The following is a 20,864-nucleotide window of genomic DNA, read 5'->3' on the forward strand; positions in this document are numbered from 1 at the left end:
GTGTTGACCAGTCAGGTTTGACGGGCGGCCGCCTGCGAAGCGGTCGCGGCCGGCGCCGCCTTCGACGGCGGCGCCTGCTCGACGGGCTTGACGGCCGTGTCGGGCGCGAACTGCGCGGCGTTGTCGACGATCACGCGCTCGCCGCCCGCGAGGCCGCGCGTGATGCGCCAGTCATGGCCGCTCATCTGGTCGGCCGTGACCTCGACGTCCTTGACCTTGCCGTTCGTGCCGACGACGCGTACCGACGTGCGGTCGGCCGTGCGCAGCAGTGCATCGCGCGGCACGAGGATCGCCCGCTGGTCGACCGCCGTATCGAGCGCGATCCGCACATACGCGCCCGGCAGCAGCTCGCGCTCCGGATTCGGGAACAACGCGCGCATCGCAACGGTGTCGGTGGTCGGATCGACCGCGAGATCGCTGAACAGCAGCCTGCCCTTCAGCGGATACGCGGTGCCGTCGGCGCGCAGCAGCGTCACCGCGATGTCGTGCTGCGCGATGCCCGTCGCCCGCCCGCTCTTCACCGCGCGGCGCAGCGCATCGACGTCGGCCGCCGGTTGAGAGAAGTTCACGTAGATCGGATCGAGCTGCTCGACGGTCGTGAGCGGCGTCGCCTGGTCCTGGCCGACGAGCGCGCCTTCGGTCACGAGCGCGCGCCGGGCGCGGCCCGCGATCGGCGCGGTGACGGTCGCATAGTCGAGCTGCAACTGCGCCCGCGCGAGTTCCGCCTTCGCGGACGCGACGTCGGCCTTCGCCTGCGTGTCGGCCGCGACGGCCTCGGTGTGGTCGCGTTCGCTCACCGCGCGGTCGCGCACGAGATCGTCGTAACGGCGGCGCTTGTCGCTCGCCGCGAGCGCGGCGGCCTGCGCCTTCGCGAGCGCGCCCTGCGCGGCGTCGCGCGCGGCCTTCAGCGGTGCGGGATCGATGCGGAACAGCACCGCGCCCTGCTTCACTTCCTGGCCTTCCTCGTAGGTGCGCGCGGTCACGATGCCCGCGACCCGCGCACGCACTTCCGCCTGCCGGTACGCGTCGAGCCGGCCCGGCAATTCGACGGTCATCGGCACGGCCGTCGGGCGCACCGTCACGACCGTCGCCTGTTTCGCGGCCTCCGGCGCGGCGTCCTTGTCGCCCTTTCCACATCCGGCCAGGGCCAGCGCGGCCGCCAGCGCGAACGGCGCCAGTCGGTGGCGCAACAGGGAGCGATTGTTATTCATGTGTGACCTCGGATCGTTCGCCACCGATAAAATGCGGCGGCTCAGGGTGGCCGATTATAATCAGTCACGACTGATTAAATACGCGCCGTTTCAATCTGACCGTCACACTGTCTCAATAAAACGACAGCGAACTGTAAGGAATTTCAGGACATGGCTCGCAAGACCCGCGAAGAATCGCTCGCCATCAAGCACCGGATCCTCGACGCCGCCGAGCTCGTGCTGCTCGAGAAAGGCGTGGCGCAAACCGCGATGGCGGACCTCGCCGAGGCCGCCGGGATGTCGCGGGGCGCCGTCTATGGCCATTACCGCAACAAGATGGAAGTGTGTCTCGCGATGTGCGACCGCGCGTTCGCGCGCACGTCGGAAGGCTTCGATGCCGGCGAAGGGCTGCCCCCGCTCGCCACGCTGCGGCGCGCCGCGTCGCACTATCTGCAGGAATGCGGCGAGCCGGGCCCGATGCAGCGCGTGCTCGTGATCCTCTATACGAAGTGCGAGCAGAGCGAAGAGAACGGCGCGCTGCAGCGGCGCCGCATGCTGCTCGAATTGCAGATGCTGCGGATCACGAAGGCGCTGCTGCGCCGCGCGATCGCGGCCGGCGAAGTCGCCGCCGATCTCGACGTGCACCTGGCCGCCGTCTATCTCGTGTCGCTGCTCGAAGGCGTGTTCGCGTCGATGATCTGGACCAACCGGCTGCGCGGCAACCTGTGGAACGACGCCGAGGCCATGCTCGACGCCGGCTTCGACACCGTGCGCACGTCCGCCGCGCTGCGAGGCCGCGCGCACAAATTGCCGGACTGACGGAATTTGTCGTAATAAATGCTGATTTAGCCCGATTTACCGCACTGCGAAACGAATGAGCTGACCCCCTTTAAAATTTTTAACGTTTCGCGGAACATCGGTAGACTGACGCTGTCATCTTTCTTTAGCGTCTTCGTGATAACCGGGTACGACCCGGCATGCACGCCGCCGTTCGAAGCGGGTCCGCCCCGCGCGTTGGGTCGAACGGAAACGATACAGGCCCCTGGCGGGGCCTGTTTTGTTGCACGCCCGCCGCCCGCCCCGTCGCTGCCCGACGGATGTGCCGCCGGTGGACCCTGCCCACACCCCTTTGAACCGCTTTCCTGGATGTGGACACCTTGGTCAAGTCTGCCGCTACCCCTGATGCTTTCGCGCCCGGCCGCGCGCAGCGCATTGCGCGCGCGCTCGTGCCGGCCGCCGTGCTCGGCGCCCTCGCCGCACTCGGCTTCGCCGCGCTGCCGGCCGTGTCGCAACTGCCGGGCGCCGTCGATTCGGGCACGGCCGCGCTGCCGCAGCGCGTGCTGTCCGACACGCCGTTTCCCACCGCGCAGCATTTCGTGACGAGCGAGCTCGCCCGCACGATCGGCGAGCGCAACGATGCCGGCGAACGCAATGACCGCAGCCAGCAGCCGGGGCTGTTCGCGCCGCTCAGCGCGCACCGCAACGAGATGCTCGGCTACGCGAACCTGTTCCAGTTCGCGGCCCCTGAAAACCAGCACGGGATGCGCGCGGGCGACGTCGAGCTCACGCTGTCCGATACGCTGAACCGTCTCGACGTGCCGCCCGAGGTGCGCATCCAGCTCGGCGATCTCGTCAGCGGCAAGGTCGCGATGCGGGCGAGCGCGCAGCGCGGCGACTACTACCGCGTCGCGTTCGATACGAGCGACGGCACGCCGCGCCTCACCGCGCTCGAACTGCGCGTCGCCGGCCGCACGTTCGGCGCGATCTGGTTCCGCGCGCCGGGCGCCGAGCACGGCGCGTACTACGCGCTCGACGGCTCGCCGCTCGAAGCCGCCGCTTTCACGATGCCGGTCAAGTGGACACGCATCAGCTCGTTCTTCGGCGAACGCATTCACCCGCTGTCGCAGGCGATGGCGTTCCACACGGGCGTCGATCTCGCCGCGCCGAGCGGCACCCCCGTCGATGCGGCGGCCGACGGCGTCGTCTCGTTCGTCGGCACCGATCCGGGCGGCTACGGCCGCTACGTGATCGTCGATCACGCCGATGGTTACTCGACCTACTACGCGCACCTGTCCGCGTTCGCGCACGGCCTCAAGACGGGCGAGACCGTGAAGCAGGGCCAGCGCATCGGCTCGGTCGGGATGACGGGCGCCGCGACGGGCCCGCACTTGCATTTCGAGGTGCGCGTCGCCAACAATCCGGTCGATCCGCTCGTCACGCTCGCGAGCGCGCAGACGGCGCTGTCGGACATGCAGCTCACCGCCTTCCGCCAGGAAGCGGCGCAATGGCGCTTCCGTCTCGCCTCGATCCGTACGGCGCCGTTCGCGTTCGCGCAGAACGACGGGCCGCTGTGGGGCGATTTCGCGACCGATTCATCGACGCTGCGCGCCGTCTTCAATACGCATTACTCGGCATCGTGATGCACGTGCCGCGCGCCGTTGCTCGACTCGCCGCGGCGCGCAGCAGGCTCTCAACCTTCCTTGTCCCTGCCCACCGGGCCTGACCTGCCTGACGCGCTGTCCGCTGCGCGGATTCAACGACCCGCCATCTTCGGCCATTCGAAACGGCCGCGGCAGGCCGTCACCGCGCGGGTTCCGTATACTCGGCCGCCGCGTGCGCCGCACGTTCCGCGCGCGGGCGCCGCGACAACAGCCAGCGTGCCGCGCCGTCGAGCGACGTGCACAGCACCAGATAGATCAGCGCGACGAACAGGAAGATCGGTGCCGGATACACCATCAGCCGGTTGTTCACCTGCGTCGCGACGAACGACAGCTCCGGCACGCCGACGATATACGCGAGCGACGTGTCCTTCACGAGCGCGACCCACTGGTTGACGAACGACGGCGTCATGATCCGGATCGCCTGCGGCAGCAGCACGTAGCGCACCGTCTGCCAGCGCGTGAGCCCGAGCGACAGCCCGGCCTGCCATTGCCCGTCGCCGGCCGCGACGATGCCCGCATGCACCGCGTGCGCGAGATATGCGCCGCCGATCAGCGCGAGCGCGCACACGACCGTCGCGAGCCCCGGCACGTCCATGTGCAGCAGCATCGGCATCAGGAAGTAGGTCCAGAAAATCAGCATCAGCACGGGAATCGCGCGGAAAAAGCCGATGAACGCGAGCAGCAGCACGCGCACCGGGCCGCGCGCGAGCGCCATCGCTACGCCGAGCGCGATGCCGAGCACGGCCGACGCGACGGCCGACGCGATCGCGAGCAGCAGCGACAGCGCGGCGCCGCCGAGCGGCCCTTCCGGGAACGCGCCGACGAGCAGGTACGGCAGATTGGCGAACAGCAGCGAAAGATCCATCGTCAGCGCCCCGCTCCCAGCCGGTCGCGCCATTGCGTGGCCGCATACGCGCCCGCTTCGATCGCGGCCACCGCCGCGACGTACAGCACGGTCGCCACGCCGAACGCGGCGAAGGTCTTGAACGTCTCGGTCTCGACCTGCCGCGATGCATACGACAGCTCGGCCACGCCGATCGCCATCGCGAGCGACGAGTTCTTCACGAGATTCATGTATTGGCCGAACAGCGGCGGCAACGCGATGCGCACCGCCTGCGGCAGCACCACGTAACGCAGCGACTGCATCGCCGTGAGGCCGAGCGCGGCCGCTGCGTCGTGCTGCGCGCGCCGCACGCCGCGCAGGCCGGCTTCGCACTCTTCGGCGACGAACGCGGCCGTATACGCACTCAGCCCGACCCAGCCCGCGACGAATTCGAACGACGGCCACGCGAGCGTGAACGGGCCGATGCTCAACGCATGACGCGCGTTCAGCCACGCGATCCATGGTTCGGGCAGCAGCGACGCGATACCGAAATACCAGAACAGCAACTGCACGAGCAGCGGCGTGTTGCGGAACGTGACGACGTACGCGGCCGCCATCGCGCGCGGCGCCGTGCCGCGCGCATGGCGCATGACCGCGAGCAACAGCCCGCCGGCGGTCGCGACGACGGCCGACGCGGCCGCGAGGCCGAGCGTCAGCAGGAAACCCTGCCAGAGCCAGGACAGGTATTTGGGAGCCAACCCGAGCATGCTGTGTTGCGGGCGCGAAGCGCGCGATCGGAAGAATGCGAAAAGCGCCGCTCGGCCGATGATGCTTTGGCCAGTCGCGGCGCGCGTGCGATGCGGATCAGGTCTTGTCGCCGATCCGGAAGATGCGCGTGAGCGGCGTCTTCGTCGTCGGCCCGAACCATGCGTCGTAAATCTGCACGGCGCGGCCGTTCGCCTCGAGCCCCTTCAGCGTGTCGTTGACGAAGCCGAGCAGGCGCGTCTCGCCCTTCGGCACGCCGACGCCCATGTAGTCGTTCGAGATCGTGAACGCCGGGATCTCGTAGTTCTGCTTGTCCGGCACGTTCGCGAGCAGCCCGATCAGCTTCGGGCCGTCCTGCGTGATCGCCTGCACGTTGCCGGCGCGCAGCGCGGCGAACGCGAACGGCGTGTCGTCGTACGCGACGATCGTCGCCTTCGGGAATTTTTCGCGCAGCGTGATCTCGTTGGTCGTGCCCTTGTCGGCGCCGACGCGCAGCGCGTTCAGCTGGTCGGCCGATTTCAGCACGCCCTTCTTCGCGAGAAACTGCTGGCCCGACGAGAAATACGGAATGCTGAAGTCGACCTGCTTCGCGCGCTCGTCGGTGATCGTGAAGTTCGCGAGCACGAGATCGACCTTGCCGGACGTCAGGAACGGAATGCGGTTCGCCGGGTTGGTCGGCTGGAGCTGCAGCTTCACGCCGAGCTTGTCGGCGAGTGCCTTCGCATAGTCGACGTCGAGGCCGACGATATGATTGCTTTTGCCGTCGACATAGCCGAACGGCGGGTTGCTGTCGAACGTCGCGACGCGCAGCACACCGGCCTTCTTGATGTCGTCGAGACGGTCCGCATGCGCGACGGTGCCTGCGGTGATGAGCGCGGCTCCGACGAGCCACGTAGCGAGCGTGTGGAATTTCATGAGCACGACCTGATTTGTTATGAAGGCCGCCGCGGATCGCGCGGCGGCCCGGTTCGAAGAACATCGCGACGGAGTGTGTCGTCGCGAAGCCGCTAACGTATCAGCGCGTGCCGCGAATCCGAACCAACAAATGGTGCTTTGCTCAGCGGGTTTCGTGATGAGGCATGCCCGTCGCGGCGCGCGCCATCACGGGAACGTGAACGTGAATTCCGCGGCCCCGTTTGCGTTTCCGGGCCGCAGCTCGCCATCCGCACCGGTTCGGATGTACCGGGCACTGAGCGGGATCGTCGCCGTGTCGGCTTCGCGATGCATCGGATAGGTCGGGGCCGTGCCCGGCTCGCCGTAGGCGATCCGCTCGTTCGTATCCCGGTGCGTCATCACGATGTTGAACCCGTGCGCAACCGACCGGCCGGCCGGCGCGCTCAACTGCAGCAATGTCTTGTCCGGATTCGGCTGCGCTGCCTTGTCGCGGAAACTGATCTTCGGTTTGGCCGCGGCCGCGCATTGGCTGAGCGTGATATCGAAGCTGACCGGCTCCGACATCGCGTTCAAAGTCGGGAAATTGTCGATCGCGACATTTCCGAGCGTTACCGGCTTGATCCAGTTCGACTGGATCTCGCAGCGATTCGGCACCTGGATCTCGCATTCGCTGCCGATGCAGACGTTGCCCGCGCCGACGAAGGTTATCGCCTGTGCACACAAGGGCGTCTGTTCAGGCACCGTCACCGTGCTACCTACCGATGCGACGCCTTTCGGCAAGTCGATCGCATAAATCTCGACGGTCGGATTGCCCGGCAGGTTCTTGACGACCAGCTTGCCTTCCGGTAACTGCGAGGCCGGCTTTTCGAGGACGAGATACTGCCGGAAGATCATCGCCTGCGTGTTTTCGGTACCGCTTTGGTTCCCACGACCGAGATTGTGCTTCACGGTCACCATCGGCAGCGAATCTTGCGGCAGGGTATTCTCGTCTTCGTTGCCGGATACGCCTGCCCACTTGAAGCCGATACCGTTCACGTTCGTCTTCGCGACTCCGTCCGTGACAATAGGCGTTGTCTTCCAATGCCCGGCCCCCACCAGTTCGTGCTCCCCGGTCGCAGTGCCGTATGTGAATTTAACGAAGAGCGAAACGGTGCGTTGATACAGGATCGTGTCGACGGGTGTCGCACTCGTCAACGCATTGATCATCTTCCAGGGTGACGCGTTGGTGTTGCTGAACGTGCATTTCTGCGCCGTCGAGCCACTGGCGGTCTGCGCGTTGACGTGCGGGCCGAATGCAAGCACCAGATATCCCGCCATCGCCAGGCGACGTACGGCCCGGCCGACTCGCCCGGACCTGCGCCATTGAATCGTCTTCATGCTGCCTCCCGTTGCGGCAGCGGCAGGCGCCGGTCATGCTCGCCCGCCGCCCGTTGCATTACTCGATCACGCCGAGATTGATACCGGCAACCTTCTGCAGCCCGGCCTCGCCGGACGCAATGCTGTTGCGGAACGTGCCCCGGTTGATGCCGACCAGACCGCCAAAGGTCTGGCTCGACGATCCGTTGATCCGCCCGCTCGCGGCCGAGCGTTCGATGAGCCCCGCGTTCAGGCCGGCCAGGCCGCCGAGGGTCGCGTAATTGCCGGCGCCGACCGTTCCCGACGCCGACGCATCGCGCACGGTACCGAGGTTTTCTCCGGCAAACCCGCCCACCGTGCTCGACGAGCCGCCCGTCACGTTGCCGGTTGCCGACGCGGTGTCGATCTCGCCGGATGTCGTGTTAGCGCCGGCGAAGCCCCCCACCGATGCACCGACACCGCCGTATACGTCGCCGCTCGCATCGACGTTGGTCAGTTCGGCCGCGTTGCTGCCGACGAAACCACCCGTCTTGCTGTAGTTGCCGCCGGTCGTCTTGCCACGCGCGACCGAGTGTGCAATCCGGCCGCCGAGATGGCTGCCGACGAAGCCGCCATTGGTGCCCTGCCCACCGGTGACCGCGCCGTGCGCTTCTGCCATGTCGATGAACGCATACATGCCCAGGTTGATGCCAACGAAACCGCCGGTCGAACCCGTCGATGCGCTCATGACGGCGCCCAGCGCCTTGCTGTCGGTCACGATGCCCTGGTTCAGCCCGACGAAGCCGCCGATCGCTTGCGCATATCGGCCGTCGACGACACCGCTTGCGCTCGAATTGGCAATCTTGCCGGTATTGACGCCGACGAGTCCGCCCGCCGTACCGCCCGAGCCCCCTGTCACGCGCCCCAAAGCCGTTCCGTCGTCGATCCTGCCAAGCAGATTCGCGCCCACGAGCCCACCGACGTTCACGCCGGCGATATTGACGCCCGACGTGGTGCCCCGACTCGTCGACCTCAGAATGTCGCCGCCCCGATTCATGCCGACGAGACCGCCGATCGACGCCTGGTTCGATGCGCCGCCCGTGACGGTGGCGTTGGATTCGCTGTCGGACACGATCCCTGCCCCCATCAAATCGATGCGGTTTTCGCCGACCAGGCCGCCAACGGCATACGACATCCCGTTACCGGCCACGGATCCGGCAAATGACGATTGCGAAAGCTCGCCGCTATTGATGCCGACGAGGCCACCCAACGCATTGCCGCGGTTCGCACCGGCACTCACCTGCATGCCCGTCGCGGCCACGTTCGTGAGCTTGCCGACGTTTTCGCCCACCAGCCCGCCGATGGCCACCGGACCGACACCGGACGCGGCACTGACGCGCAACGACGCCAGCTTGAGGTTGGCGAGCGTACCGGCGTTGCGGCCGAACAGCCCCGCGTACGGATCGCTGCTCGTGATGACGAGGTTGCTGATCGTATTGCCGAGGCCATCGAACACGCCGGAGAACGACGCCCCCGACCCGATGGTCCTGAACGTGGGGCAGGAATACCAGGAGCAGGAGCCGGCGATGTTGTTGCCGAGGACGTACAAGCCGTCGAGATTCGTATTGATGCCCTGCAACTGCTGCAGGTTCTGGATCACGGTGTAGAGATAGCCGTTCGACTCGAAGCCGGCTCCGGTGCCCGACAGCGTCACGGCCGCGGCACCCGTCAGCGAATACGCGACGCCGTAGTCGAGCGTCAGCAGCGCATTCGCGCCGGTCAGTGCGATCGGCGCCGCGATCCGCACGCTGTTCTTCGCGTCGATGGCCACCCGCGCGTTCGCCCCCGTCGCGCGCAGCGCACCGTTGACCGACACGTCGCCGTTCCGGCTGGCTAGCGCCAACCGGTTGCCGCTTGCCCAGGTCACCGGTCCGTCGACCGACATCCCGCCGCGTTCGGCGACCAGTTCGACATCGGTCGTCGCGAGGTTGCGCGACAGCGTATCGGCCACGATGGTACCCGGCTGGTTCGCGCCCGCCTTGACCGACACGTCGGACGATGCGATGCGCCAGGTGCCGCCGCGCCCGTTGGTCGCGCGCGTATCGACCATCGCGCCCAGCGCCACCTTCACGTCGGCGCCGCGGGTGTGGACCGTGCCGCCGTTGCCCGGCGTCGTCGCGCTCGCGTTCATCACGCCCGCGACATTGACGGTGCCGGCGTCGTGACCGTCCAGCGAGATCCGGCCCGCGACACTCCTGAGCGTGCGCGCCTCGATGGTGCCCTGGTTGTTGACCACCGTGCGCAACACCGTATCGACGGTCTTCGCGCCCATCAGCACCCGCCCGCCGTCGGCCTTCAGCAACTGCTCGTTGCTGACCAGTGCGTTCATGGTTCCCTGATCGATCTGCACGCTGAGCAGCTTGCTGCCGTCGAAGTTCAGCGTGGCGTCACTGCCGGCGCCCAGCGCGACGGTGCCCATCTGCGCCTGGACGATCCCCCGGTTGACGACTTTCGCGCCGAGCAGCGCGATCGCGCCGCCTTCGCTCGCGACGAGATTGCCGAAGTTCTGCACTTCGCTCGGCGACTGACCGGAGAACCGGAAGCGGCCGGCTTCGAAGTCTTCGTTCTTGATGTCGAGCGTCGTCGCCACCAGACCACCGACGTTGACCTGTGCGCCCTTGCCGAACAGGACGCCGTTCGGGTTGACGAGGAATACGCGGCCGTTCGCGTCGATGTTGCCGTGGATTGTGCTGCCGTCCTGGCCGATCACCCGGTTCAGCGCAAGCGACTTGTCGGACGGCTGGTTGAACGTGACGCGCTGCCCGCTGTCGACGTTGAACGACTGCCAGTCCGTCACCAGCTTGTCGCTGTGCTGGTTGATCGACATCTGCTTCCCGTTGTCGTAGCGAAGAATGTCGGCCTTCCCGGACACGATGTTCTCGCCCGCCGGAAGCGCCTGGGCGGACGTCGCCGCGCCGCCCGCGAGCAGCGCGAGCACCGCGACGACACGCGCGCGCGTCGCCGACTTGCCGTGCCGGCGTACCCGTTCGCCGGCCACCTGCCAAACGCCCTGCCCGGCGTTCCATACCAAAGCGTATGTCTTGTTCATTCTCGTTTTCCTTGTTGTGGTTGAAACCCTGTCGATTCCCCGACAGGACGGGTACTGCAACTCCCGGCGCGCAGCGGCAACGGCACATGGTGCCGCGTGCCGCCGCTCCGCTACGGCTCCAGCTGCCTCCGGTATTCCTGGGATGCCCCGCTGTCGTCGACCGCGTCGAACACGATCTCGCCCGATCGCACGCCGCTTGACTCACCGATCGGGACGCGGGTCAGGCCGAACGGCGGAACCTCCACAGCCTCACCGACCAATGCGACCGGCTCCCCGTGCAACAGCACGCGCGTGAGCGTCACGTAGTACGGTGTGGGATTGGTGGCGACGATCGATGGGGAGTCCTGCTGATCCGTGTGCGTCCAGGTCAGTGCGCTCGGCGCCTGATCCGGATCGCCGGCAAGTCCGGGCGGCCGATACAGGAACTTCAGGCGCAGCCGGTACGCGATGCGCAGCGTGTTGTCGCTTGCCGGTGCGGCCGGCGGTACTTCGAGCAGGTTGATCCAGAAGCAGGATTCGCGATCCACCGGCAAGTCGCCTCCGATGGACTGCACGCGGATCGCCAGCGACTGCGCCGGATCGAGTCGAGCGAGCGGCGGCGAAACGACGAACGGCACGCGCAGGTGGTCGGGATCGGCATTCGCGTCGCCCACGTCGAGCCACGACTGAACCAGGATCGGCGCGGCGCCACCGTTGCGCGCGACGATCGTCAGCGCACGGGCATCGCCGGGATAGATGAAGCGGGTTCCGACCACGGACAGCGCCGCGTGCCCGTTGATTGTCCCGACGCTCGCCGCGCAAGCCGCCACCGCCGCACGCACGATGCGGGCAAAGCCGGCCCAGCGACCTGTACGGCGCGGCGGCCGGGACGCCGCCAGTGCGGAACGGCCATCGAGAACGCGCATCGAACTATGGCTCCACGTGCTGGCCGCGCGCCGTCGCCGCAACAGGCACAATCGCTGGAAGTGCGCGGCAGACACGCGTCAGCGTCACATAGCCGCGGGACGTACGTTCCGGCGCCGGCACCGCATAGTCGATCACGCACCGCTGATCGGCGCGCGTGCCCCATTCGACACGGATCTGCCCGTCGTCGTCGGCACTGCGCACCAGCAGGCGGCTACCCTGCCCGACCGCGCCCAGCAAAGTGCCGGTGCGTGCGTCGAGCGCACGCGCCGCGAACGGCAGTGGCCGGCCGTCGTCGGTCTGCGCGTCGATCAGCAGCGCGCGCGCCTTCAGTGTGTCGTACGACAGCATGACGACCGAGCCCGAGCGGGGTGCGACGCTGCGCGATACCGTCTTGAGTTCGACATCGTCGGCGATATCCTTCGGATCGATGTCGATCTTGTTGAGCTGATACGGCGTGAGGCTCGGTACGATCGCGTAGCCGAACCGGTCGACGCGCGCGTTCGAGTTCCCCACCAGGGCACCGCGCGCGTGCGGTGCGTGCACGACGCCGACCGTCTCGCTCAAGGTGGGCGCCAGCGTCAGGCCGCCCGGGTGCAGCACCAGGCCGCCCACCGCGTTCGCGGACGCCTGCTGGTAGCCGCTTCCCAAGCCGACGTTCGCCGACAGCGACACGGCCGGCAATTGATAGCCCACGCCGAAACTGCCCGACGACGCGCGGTTGTTGCCGTCGTAGCTCGACGACAGCGAGTACGATCCGGCGCTCTGCTCGCCGAAACGGCCGGCCAGGCTCGCGGTGGCACTGGTGCCGGCGCTGGTGTCATGCGTCGTGAGCGTGCTGAAGATCGGCGCGCGCCGCGTGTTGCGTCCCAACGGAATCGAAACGTTCAGGCTCACGAGCGTGCTGCCCGCCCCGCCGCCGAACGACGGTTGCCGAGCGGACAGGTTGCGCACGCGCTGCACCGACGCCGTTACGGTCGCATCGCGCCATTGCGTGCTGTAACCGAGCGTGAAGCTGAGCGATTGCCCGCCTCCCGCCCAGTAGCTGAGTGCCGATCCGTTCGCGTAGACGCTGCCCGATCGCCCGATCTGCTGACTCACGTTGAGATCGACCCGATTGCGCAGCCGCGCGAATGCCTCGGCGCCCACGCGCTGATCGCTCCGGCCGTTCAGTATCAACGCATCGCGCAGGCCGAGATAGCCCTTGGTCGAGTAGCGATACGCGAGCAGCGAAAAGTTCGTGCCGCTGTTCGGCAGGTTCTTGCTGTACGACACGCGGATACTCGAACCGGTCAGGCGCTCGCTGCCCGGCGGCTGGGTTCGCGCGATCGTGACGTCCGCTGCGAAGCCGCCGATCGACGTATTGAGCCCGACGCCCATCAGCACCGACTGGTAGCGGCTCGCAAACGCGGCGCCGCCGTAGGCCGTCAGTGCGTTGCTGACGCCGCGCTGCACCGTGAACTGGCCGACGTATTGCGTGCCAATGCCGCCGCCGACGTCGATCGCCCGGCCCGCCATCGCGCTGAATCGCGTGCTGCCGGGACGCAGCAATTGGACCGCAGTCGCGAACGGCACCACGAAGCTGCGCGTTTCACCGTTGGCCTCGGTCACCGTCACGTTCAGGTCGCCGCCGTAGCTCATCGCCTGCAGGTTGTCGATCGCGAACGGCCCCGGCGCGACGGTCGTCTCGTGAACCAGATAGCCGCGCTGGTAGATCGCCACCTTGGCATTCGACTGAGCGACGCCGCGCACCACGGGCGCGTAGTAGCGCTGTTCGTCGGGCAGCATGCGGTCGTCGCTGGCGATCTGCACGCCGCGGAACGACACGGCGTCGAACAGTGTGCCGCTCGTCGAGCTCTCGCCGGCCAGCAACTGCGCGTGCCAGTCGGGCAGATCGGTTTGCGCGTAGACGTAGCCGCGCTGATAACGGGCGCCGCCTCGCTGCGACCAGGTGAGGTTGCCGTTGTGGCGAATCCGGAACCGCCCGGCGCTCGCCGCCATCGAGAGGCCTGTGTAGAACTGCGTGAATTCGTACCCGCCCGAACGCGTCGTGAACACACTTGCGTTGTAGTTCAACCGCGCGGCGGGCACGCCGTTCGTCCAGTTGGCCGGATCGACGTAGGTACTCTGACCGGCGAAACGCATGTAGAACCGCGGAACCGTCAGATACAGTTTCTGCTCGGCCGCATCGAACGACAACATGGCGCCGGGAACGTATCGGGACAGGGCCTCGCAGATCAGCCCGTCGGGCATCGGATTCGGAGGCTGGCTGCCGTCCTGCCCGCGCGCGCTCCGGTCAAGATCGACACCTGCCCGCTGCAGCAGCAGCCGGTCGTAGCAAGGCAACACGTCATCGCGCGCGTCGCGATGGAAAGTGATGCCCTCCACGCCGCGCCACTGCCCGTTGACGATCAGATCCACACGATGCAGCCCCGGCTCGACGGCGTTCGGACGCTCGAACGGCGTCGTGTCAATCGGCTCGCTGCCATGGCCGTGCATCAGCATCGAGTCGTCGAAATGCGTCTTGCCGGCCGCCGGCGGTACGTCCGTGGTCTCGCTGCGCTCGTCGTCCCGCGCCACCGCGACGGCCGTATCCGCGACGGCGTTTGCACCCGACGTCATCGCGATCGACGCAAATACCGACGCGACCGCCATCAGGCAAGGCCGCTGCGGTAGTCGCAGCGGTAACTCCGATACGCATGAAGAATGGAAACCTGCTGAACTGCGCATGTTGTTACAGTTATTTCGCATACCGATCCAATACATCGGGATCGGCATGCCGGGTGATGCCTTCTGGATGGATGCGTCGCGTGGAAAAACTGCTCAGTCGGTCAGTTTTTTGGTTATCGTGCTGCGTCCGCCGTAATCGTCGATGGCCATATAGCGCACGGCCCTCGCGCGATGCGACTGCGTGAAGACACCCGGCAGCGGAAAGCGTTGGGTACCGAACGGCGCGACCATCCCGCCACCAGCTTCGACGAAGGTGCCGCCGACCTCGGCCTCGACCATCCCGAACGACACGTAGTACGGCGTCGGGTTCGACACCTCGAGCGTGATCCGTCGTCCGCCCGCGCGCTGCGCATCGGCAGACGCTCTCCAGACCAGCGCGTCCTGCGCCATGTCGACGTCGTTCTCGAGCGCCGAGGGCCGGTAGAACAATTTGATGCGGGTTCTGAACGCGAAGCGCAACTGGTTGTCCGCGTCTTGCTGCACCGTCGGCACCTCGAGCACATTCAGCCAGAACACCGATTCACGGTCGGACGGCAGCGACGCCTGCATGTTCGTGATGCGCAACACCGCGCCCCGCCCCGCTTCGACGCGCACCAGAGCAGGTGCAACGACAAACGGCGTACGCATCTGCTCGGGCGGAACGTCGGCGCGACCGTCGTCGATCCAGCTCTGGGCGAGGACCGGTTGCGTGCCGGAATTTTCCATTCGGACCGTCACGTCGCGGGCACGCTCGGGAAAGATCACCCGGGTACCGTTCAACAGTAGGGCTGCCTGCGCCAGCGTGGCGCAGGCAGCCCACGCCACGACACCGGCCACGACTCTTGAATAAGGAATCCGAATTGACAATGTCATGACGTGTAACGGGAATGGGACCGATCAGTGGTAAGCGAGCACGTACCGGATGAACGAGTTGCCGGAACCTGCCTTGATGCCAGCCGGCAAGGCCGTCGACACGTATGCCGCCTTGTAGGTCAGGGTCGCGGTGTTGTTCTCGACGGTCGCGATCTGCGGGTCGGTCTGCGGCGTGCCGAGCATGATCTTGCCGTTCTTGGTGTTACCCGCGTCCTTGATCTGGATTTCGATGCCCTCCGCCGGTTTGGTGCCGATGAGCTTCAGGTTGCCGGTCGACGGGTTGATGTTGACCGACACCGGATCGAATTCCATCACGACCTTCGTGCCGTTAGTACAGCCCGTATTGCCGCCAATCTTCACACTGAACTCGACGTCATTCGACGTCTTGCCGATCGCGTCGAACATGGCCGGGTCGACGCGATCGCCAAGTTGCACCTCTTGCCGATTGCTGGAGCCAGGTGCCTGGCCGTTGACGTTGCAGGTGACGTCGGAGATGCTGCCGTAGAAGGCGAGCTCACCGTCGAACGCGTGGGCAAGCGACGGTACCAGCGCGGCGCTGGCGATGCCTGCTGCAACGCAACCCCGAAGCAAGTTCATTTTCATCTTTGGAATTCCTCTCAAATGGATGATTTTTCTCGAAACATTCCGACCGGCTCAGGAGTTTCCATGGGACTTGAAATCCCGAAATACAGATCGCATCGCGCCATCTCGAATAAATGAATTTCTATCCTCGAAAAACGACGACATCGCAATTCTATTTGCCCGGAAATTTTCCTCAAATAGTACGAGTAAGAAATGTGAATTCCATTTAGCCATTCGAGCGCCTTGTCTCGCGGCGATGATTGTGGCAGGCAACTCACTGCGGCGCTGCTTGCGGCTGCAACGTATCGCGCATGCGCCACTGACAATGCGATATCGCACGTCGACATAAGAAATAACAATCAATTTGATTGAATAAATAATCAAAACAATGTGACTTGAACCGGAAAATTTTGAGAATTTTCCATTTCTCAAAATTTCAAAATAAGAAAAGTCAAATCCCCACTCTCCAGCATGAGTGAGTTGCGCAAGATCGAGAGTCGACGTGTCGATCGGGTTTTCGAAATCGAAATCCCGTCGCGGCGTCGCATTTCACCGAGGTCGCATGCAGTCAGATCGCACACGAACCGGCTGCATGCGGCACCACTGGCGGGCAGGAACCTGTTGGCGTATGGAAGGAGTGGGACCCGTCGCTTCGCGACGAGATGTGCGTTGCCGCACCGGCCCGGAGCGCGGCACCGCGCCGTGCCCTGCTACATCACCCGGCGAGCGCGGCCGCCGCCTCGTCGATCAACGCTGCGACCGCAACCGGTTTCGACGTGAGCGACGCATGGCTTGCATCGAGCGTGATGACCTTGCGCGCGTCCATCCGCGCCGACATCCGCGGCTGGTTCTCCGGCGCGATCATCCGGTCTTCGCTCGAGATCGGGTACCACGACGGCTTCACGCGCCAGGCCGGCGCGTGAATGGTGTCCGCGAACGTGCTCGCCACCGGCGTCTTCCGCGTGACGGCCATCACGAGCGCTTCTCTCCTTGACATGGCAAGTCATCGAACCGCCACCGGCCCGGCCGATCCGGGTCATCACGCGGACATGCAGCAGCCGGCATAGGCGAGCCGCCGTGCGCGACCGCCCCCGCCGCGACCGGCGTGAGACGCAGCGCATCAAAAAAGACGCCCGCTGCAAGCAGCGGGCGCGAATCCCAGTCAAGGAGGTGTCACACGAACTACAGGCCCAGATTAAGGAATTCGCCCGTCATGGACAACGAATCGATTTCAATATCGATATGACGGGATTCGCTCACGCCGGCACCTCCCGCGTCGAGCAGTGGATGCCGCCGCCGCCCGACGCGATGCCGAGGATGTCGACCTGCACGATCGCCCGGTTCCCCGCATACGGCCGGATCGCGGCGACCGCGGCCGCGTCGGCGGCCGCGTCATTGAACTTCGGCATCACGATCGCACCGTTGCAGGCGTAGAAATTGATGTAGCCGGCCGCGAAATTCGTCATCTGCCGGTCGGTCAGGCGGGTGCCGGCCGACGTGCCGAAATTGACCGGCGGCACCAGCTCGACGATCTGCAGCGGTCGGCCATTCGCATCGGTCTGGCCGGCAAGCCGTTGCCGGTTCGCGTCCGTCAACGCGCGCTCGCCGGTCGAGTTCGACACGTCGTAACAACACGCGACCACGCCGGGCGCGAGAAAGCGCGCGTAGAAATCGACGTGCCCGTTGGTGATGTCGGTCTCGCCGGCCGGGGTCGCCGCGCCGCCGGCACCGCCCACGCCGCTGCCGCGCGGATAGGTCGCCGTACCGGGCAGCCAGATGATCTTCCGCACGCCGAGCGTGCGCTGCAGTTCGGCGAGCACCGTGTCTTTCGCCGTCGGCAGCAGCGTCGCATTCGCGATCACGCCGTTCGGGATGTCGAACAGCTGCGGATTCCGGTTCACGTGCAGCACGGACGATTCGGTGAGGATCGCCGTCGCGTCGCCGTCGAATTCGATCGCGCCGCCTTCGAGCGTCAGCGTGCTGCGGATCAAGCTCGCGCCTTTCCGCTGCGCCATCCAGCCCGCCACCGCGTTGTCGCGGCTGAACGGCTGGAAGAACTTGCCCGCCTTCGACCGGTTGCTCGCGGCCGCGACTTCCGGCGGGACCGTCGCGCCCGGGCTCATGCCGGCGCCGTCGGTGTTCGCATTGCCCCAGCCGTTGAAATTGAAGCCGACCGCATTCAGCGCATCGCCGTTCGTCGTATCCCTGACGAACAGGCACCCCGTGTCGCGCACCCAGAAATCGTTGAAGCCGTCGGCGAGCGGCACGAGGTTGATCCCGCCGGCTCCCGCGGCGCGGGCCGCATAGCGCGCGTGCAGGTCGGGGTTCGCGACGCTCGCGGTCGCGAGCAGCGCGCGGGCCGCGTCGAGATCGGCCGGCAGCACCAGCATGTCGACCGGTTCGGTCGCGCCGATCGCTTTCGCGACGTCCATCAGGTCGGCCCGCACGCGCTCGATGCCGGCATCCGTGCTTTGCGGCGTGACGGGCATCCAGATGCCATCCGCGCCGGACGCGAATGCCATGTAGGTCGACGCATGCGGCGCATCTTCGGCCGGCAGCCGGTACTTGACCTGCCGCGTCGACGGCGTCGTGCCAGATGTCGTGCCTGGCGATGTGGAAGCCGCGCCGGATGCACCATCGCCGCTGCCACCGCAAGCGGTCAGGCTGCCCAGCAGCGGCACGCCGAGAAAGGCGGCCGAATACCGGATAAAGCCGCGCCGGCCGTTATCGGCTGTGCGCTGCATGCGCTCACCGGTGTTCGCATGGGTACGTCGTTTCATCATGTTTCAACTCCCTTGTGCGGTCGGCGCGCACGCGTGCACGCCGGTTTCCGTCTCGCAAGACGGACTCCGCATTGTTTTCAGTAGTCCGGAATGAATGGTTGCCTGCTACGGTCGTACGGGCCGTCACGCATGCCGGCCCGCGGCCGCGCTCAGGCCGGCTGCTGTTGCGTCGTGCAGTGGATGCCGCCGCCGCCCGCGGCAATGCCGTCGATGTTCAGCTGGATGATCTCGCGCCCCGGAAACAGGTCGACGAGCGTGTCGCGCGTATTGCGATCGGCGCGGCTGTCGCCGAACGCCGGCGCGATCACCGCACGATTGCACACGTAGAAGTTGATGTAGCCGGCCGCGAACTCATCGTTCTCGTATTGATGCCGGACGGACTTCGGCCCCGGCAGCACGACGACTTTCAACGGGCGGCCCTTTGCATCGGTGGCTTTCCGCAGGATCTCCAGATGCTGCCGCGTCACCGCGTGGTCGTATGAAGACGGATCGGTATCGAGCCCGGCCACCACCACACCCGGGCTCGTGAAGCGCGCATAGAAGTCGGTATGTCCGTCGGTGATGTCCTTGCCCGCGATGCCCGGCAACCAGATGATCTTCCTCAGGCCGAGCAGCCGGCTCAGCTCCGCCTCGCACTGTGCCTGGCTGACGCCCGGATTGCGGTTCCGGTTGAGCACGCAGCTGCGCGTGATGATCGCCGTGCCCTCGCCGTCTACCTCGATGCCGCCGCCTTCGAGCACCAGCCGCGTGTCGAGCAGCCGCGCACCGGCGCGCTCCGCCACGAACGGCGCGACTTCCGCGTCCTGGTCGTGCTCCTGCTTGTTGCCCCAGCCGTTGAAATTGAAGCTCACGCCGCCGAGCTGGCCCGACGCGTTCTTCACGAACACGGGCCCCGTGTCGCGCATCCACAGATCGTCGACCGGGTGCTGGACGAGCTCGACCGATGATCCGCACAGCCGCGATGCGATCGCATAGTCCTGCTCGCGCACCAGCATCTTGAGCGGCTCGTGCGCGGCGATCGCCTTCGCGATCGCGGCCAGGTTCGCGCGCGCAACGGGCAACAGCCGCGCGCCCCAGATGTCCTCGCTCGGGCCGAATGCCATCCAGGTCGCCGTATGCGGCGCGCCCTCGTCCGGCATGTGCCAGGTTGCGCCCTGCTGCGCGTGCGCGGCGCGGCCGAGCAACCCGCCCAGCGCGCCGGCGGCGAGCGCCGCCCCCGATACGGACAGGCCGCGTTTCAACAGTTGACGTCTCGTTGTCATGGCATTCCTCTTTCGCTTGCCGATTGCTTCGTTTGCTTCGGTGGTTTCAATCGTTCGGCGGCTTCATGATGCGCGGTCACGGCCGCGCCGCCTTGAAGCCGAGCCAGGTCCGGCCTTCCAGACGCATCGCGGCCGGCGATTCGGCGATCGGCGTGAACAACGTACGCCGCGTCGCCTCGTCCGGATAGATGCCCGGATCGCGTACCAGCGCCGGGTCCATCAGCTTCAGCGCGCCCTGGTTCGCATTCGCATAGCGCGTCGAATTCGAGATCTTCGCGATCACGTCCGGACGCAGGATGTAGTTGATGAACGCATGCGCGTTGTCCGGATGCTTCGCGGACGCCGGAATGACCATCGCGTCGAACCACATCAGGGTGCCGATCCGCGGAATGGCGTACATCACGTCGCGTTTCGGATCGCGCGCCTTCGCCTTCTGCGCGGCCAGGTTGATCGCGCCGGAGAAGCCGACCGTCACGCACAGCTCGCCGTCGATCAGCTCGTTGGCATCGGACGAATTGACGAACTCGCGGATGAACGGCCGGATCTTCATCAGCATCGCCTGCGCGGCCGCATAGTCCTGCGCGGACGGGTGCATCGGATCGCGGCCGACATAGCGCAGCGCCAGCGGCAGCACGGTGCTCGCGGAATCCTGCAGGCCCAGCCCGCACTTCGCGGCGACGCGCGCCGCGATCTCCGGCCTGAACAGCAGGTCGAGGCTGTCGGCCGGCATGTCCTTGCCGAGGATCGCGCGCACCCTGGCGCGGTCGTAGCCGACGCCCACGGTGCCCCACATGTACGGCACGCCGTACTGGTTGCCCGGATCGGATTGCGCCATCTGCTTCAGCAGCGACGGATCGAGATACTTCAGGTTCGGCAGCCGGTTCCTGTCGAGCTTGCGAAACACGCCGGCCTGGATCTGCTTGGCCATGAAGTCGTTGGTCGGCCACACGAGGTCGTAGCCGCTGTTGCCGGTCAGCAGCTTCGACTGCAGCGTCTCGTCGCTGTCATACGCGTCGTAGCGCACCTTGATGCCTGTTTCCTTCTCGAAGGCGGCCAGCGTATCCGGCGCGAAGTAATTGCTCCAGTTGTACAGGTTCAGCACCTTCTCTTCGTCGGCGCGGGCCGTGCCGGCCAGCACGCACAGTGCGAGGCCCGGCACCGCGAAGCGCAACCCTCCTTTCCGTTTCATCGGGCC

At 66.3% G+C, this 20,864-nt stretch carries 15 protein-coding genes and 1 pseudogene; 2 read left to right on the forward strand and 14 right to left on the reverse strand.

Going from position 1 to position 20,864, the window contains the following annotated elements; all coding sequences use genetic code 11:
• Nucleotides 1-11: 11 nt before the first annotated feature.
• Nucleotides 12-1,211: a MexX/AxyX family multidrug efflux RND transporter periplasmic adaptor subunit gene (locus tag LGM56_RS31935; protein WP_089494811.1), complete on the reverse strand. Its 1,200-nt coding sequence runs from the start codon at nt 1,209-1,211 to the stop codon at nt 12-14.
• Nucleotides 1,212-1,361: 150 nt separating this feature from the next.
• Between LGM56_RS31935 and LGM56_RS31940 the strand changes: the two genes are divergently transcribed.
• Both LGM56_RS31940 and LGM56_RS31945 read left to right on the forward strand, forming a co-directional pair.
• Nucleotides 1,362-2,009: a TetR family transcriptional regulator gene (locus LGM56_RS31940; RefSeq protein ID WP_089494810.1), complete on the forward strand. Its 648-nt coding sequence runs from the start codon at nt 1,362-1,364 to the stop codon at nt 2,007-2,009.
• Between the two features lie 338 nt (nt 2,010-2,347).
• On the forward strand, nt 2,348-3,610 hold the full coding sequence (locus tag LGM56_RS31945) for a M23 family metallopeptidase (protein ID WP_226207761.1): 1,263 nt from the start codon (nt 2,348-2,350) through the stop codon (nt 3,608-3,610).
• Nucleotides 3,611-3,770: 160 nt separating this feature from the next.
• Here LGM56_RS31945 and LGM56_RS31950 read toward each other — a convergent pair whose 3' ends face one another.
• The 13 genes and pseudogenes from LGM56_RS31950 to LGM56_RS32010 form a co-directional block, all read right to left on the reverse strand.
• Nucleotides 3,771-4,496: an amino acid ABC transporter permease gene (locus tag LGM56_RS31950; protein WP_089456601.1), complete on the reverse strand. Its 726-nt coding sequence runs from the start codon at nt 4,494-4,496 to the stop codon at nt 3,771-3,773.
• Between the two features lie 2 nt (nt 4,497-4,498).
• Entirely contained in the window at nt 4,499-5,221 is a 723-nt protein-coding gene (locus tag LGM56_RS31955; RefSeq protein WP_226207762.1) for an amino acid ABC transporter permease, read from the reverse strand.
• Between the two features lie 97 nt (nt 5,222-5,318).
• Nucleotides 5,319-6,134 (reverse strand): ABC transporter substrate-binding protein, encoded by an 816-nt coding sequence (locus tag LGM56_RS31960; RefSeq protein WP_085038977.1) that lies wholly within the window; start codon nt 6,132-6,134, stop codon nt 5,319-5,321.
• A 186-nt stretch (nt 6,135-6,320) separates the two neighbouring features.
• Nucleotides 6,321-7,490, reverse strand: coding sequence for a fimbrial protein (locus LGM56_RS31965; protein WP_089494807.1), 1,170 nt, complete (start codon nt 7,488-7,490; stop codon nt 6,321-6,323).
• Nucleotides 7,491-7,548: 58 nt separating this feature from the next.
• Complete coding sequence (locus LGM56_RS31970; protein ID WP_226207763.1) at nt 7,549-10,557, reverse strand: filamentous hemagglutinin N-terminal domain-containing protein; 3,009 nt, start codon at nt 10,555-10,557, stop codon at nt 7,549-7,551.
• Nucleotides 10,558-10,667: 110 nt separating this feature from the next.
• On the reverse strand, nt 10,668-11,537 hold the full coding sequence (locus LGM56_RS31975) for a molecular chaperone (RefSeq protein WP_226207764.1): 870 nt from the start codon (nt 11,535-11,537) through the stop codon (nt 10,668-10,670).
• Nucleotides 11,467-14,115 (reverse strand): fimbria/pilus outer membrane usher protein, encoded by a 2,649-nt coding sequence (locus LGM56_RS31980; RefSeq protein ID WP_226207765.1) that lies wholly within the window; start codon nt 14,113-14,115, stop codon nt 11,467-11,469. The genes LGM56_RS31975 and LGM56_RS31980 overlap by 71 nt, the downstream gene beginning before the upstream one ends.
• 168 nt (nt 14,116-14,283) lie before the next feature.
• Nucleotides 14,284-15,042: a molecular chaperone gene (locus LGM56_RS31985; protein WP_089494803.1), complete on the reverse strand. Its 759-nt coding sequence runs from the start codon at nt 15,040-15,042 to the stop codon at nt 14,284-14,286.
• Between the two features lie 24 nt (nt 15,043-15,066).
• Complete coding sequence (locus tag LGM56_RS31990) at nt 15,067-15,645, reverse strand: fimbrial protein (RefSeq protein WP_089494802.1); 579 nt, start codon at nt 15,643-15,645, stop codon at nt 15,067-15,069.
• A 694-nt stretch (nt 15,646-16,339) separates the two neighbouring features.
• A pseudogene (locus LGM56_RS31995) lies at nt 16,340-16,621 on the reverse strand (alpha/beta hydrolase); the annotation flags it as partial.
• Nucleotides 16,622-16,880: 259 nt separating this feature from the next.
• A complete protein-coding gene (locus tag LGM56_RS32000) occupies nt 16,881-18,407 on the reverse strand; it encodes an agmatine/peptidylarginine deiminase (protein WP_226207766.1) in 1,527 nt (508 codons plus the stop codon).
• A 149-nt stretch (nt 18,408-18,556) separates the two neighbouring features.
• Complete coding sequence (locus tag LGM56_RS32005) at nt 18,557-19,669, reverse strand: agmatine/peptidylarginine deiminase (protein WP_089494800.1); 1,113 nt, start codon at nt 19,667-19,669, stop codon at nt 18,557-18,559.
• Nucleotides 19,670-19,745: 76 nt separating this feature from the next.
• Complete coding sequence (locus tag LGM56_RS32010) at nt 19,746-20,858, reverse strand: polyamine ABC transporter substrate-binding protein (RefSeq protein WP_226207767.1); 1,113 nt, start codon at nt 20,856-20,858, stop codon at nt 19,746-19,748.
• Nucleotides 20,859-20,864: the final 6 nt, after the last annotated feature.

The sequence above is a fragment of the Burkholderia sp. AU38729 genome, from assembly GCF_020419725.1.
GTDB lineage: Bacteria > Pseudomonadota > Gammaproteobacteria > Burkholderiales > Burkholderiaceae > Burkholderia.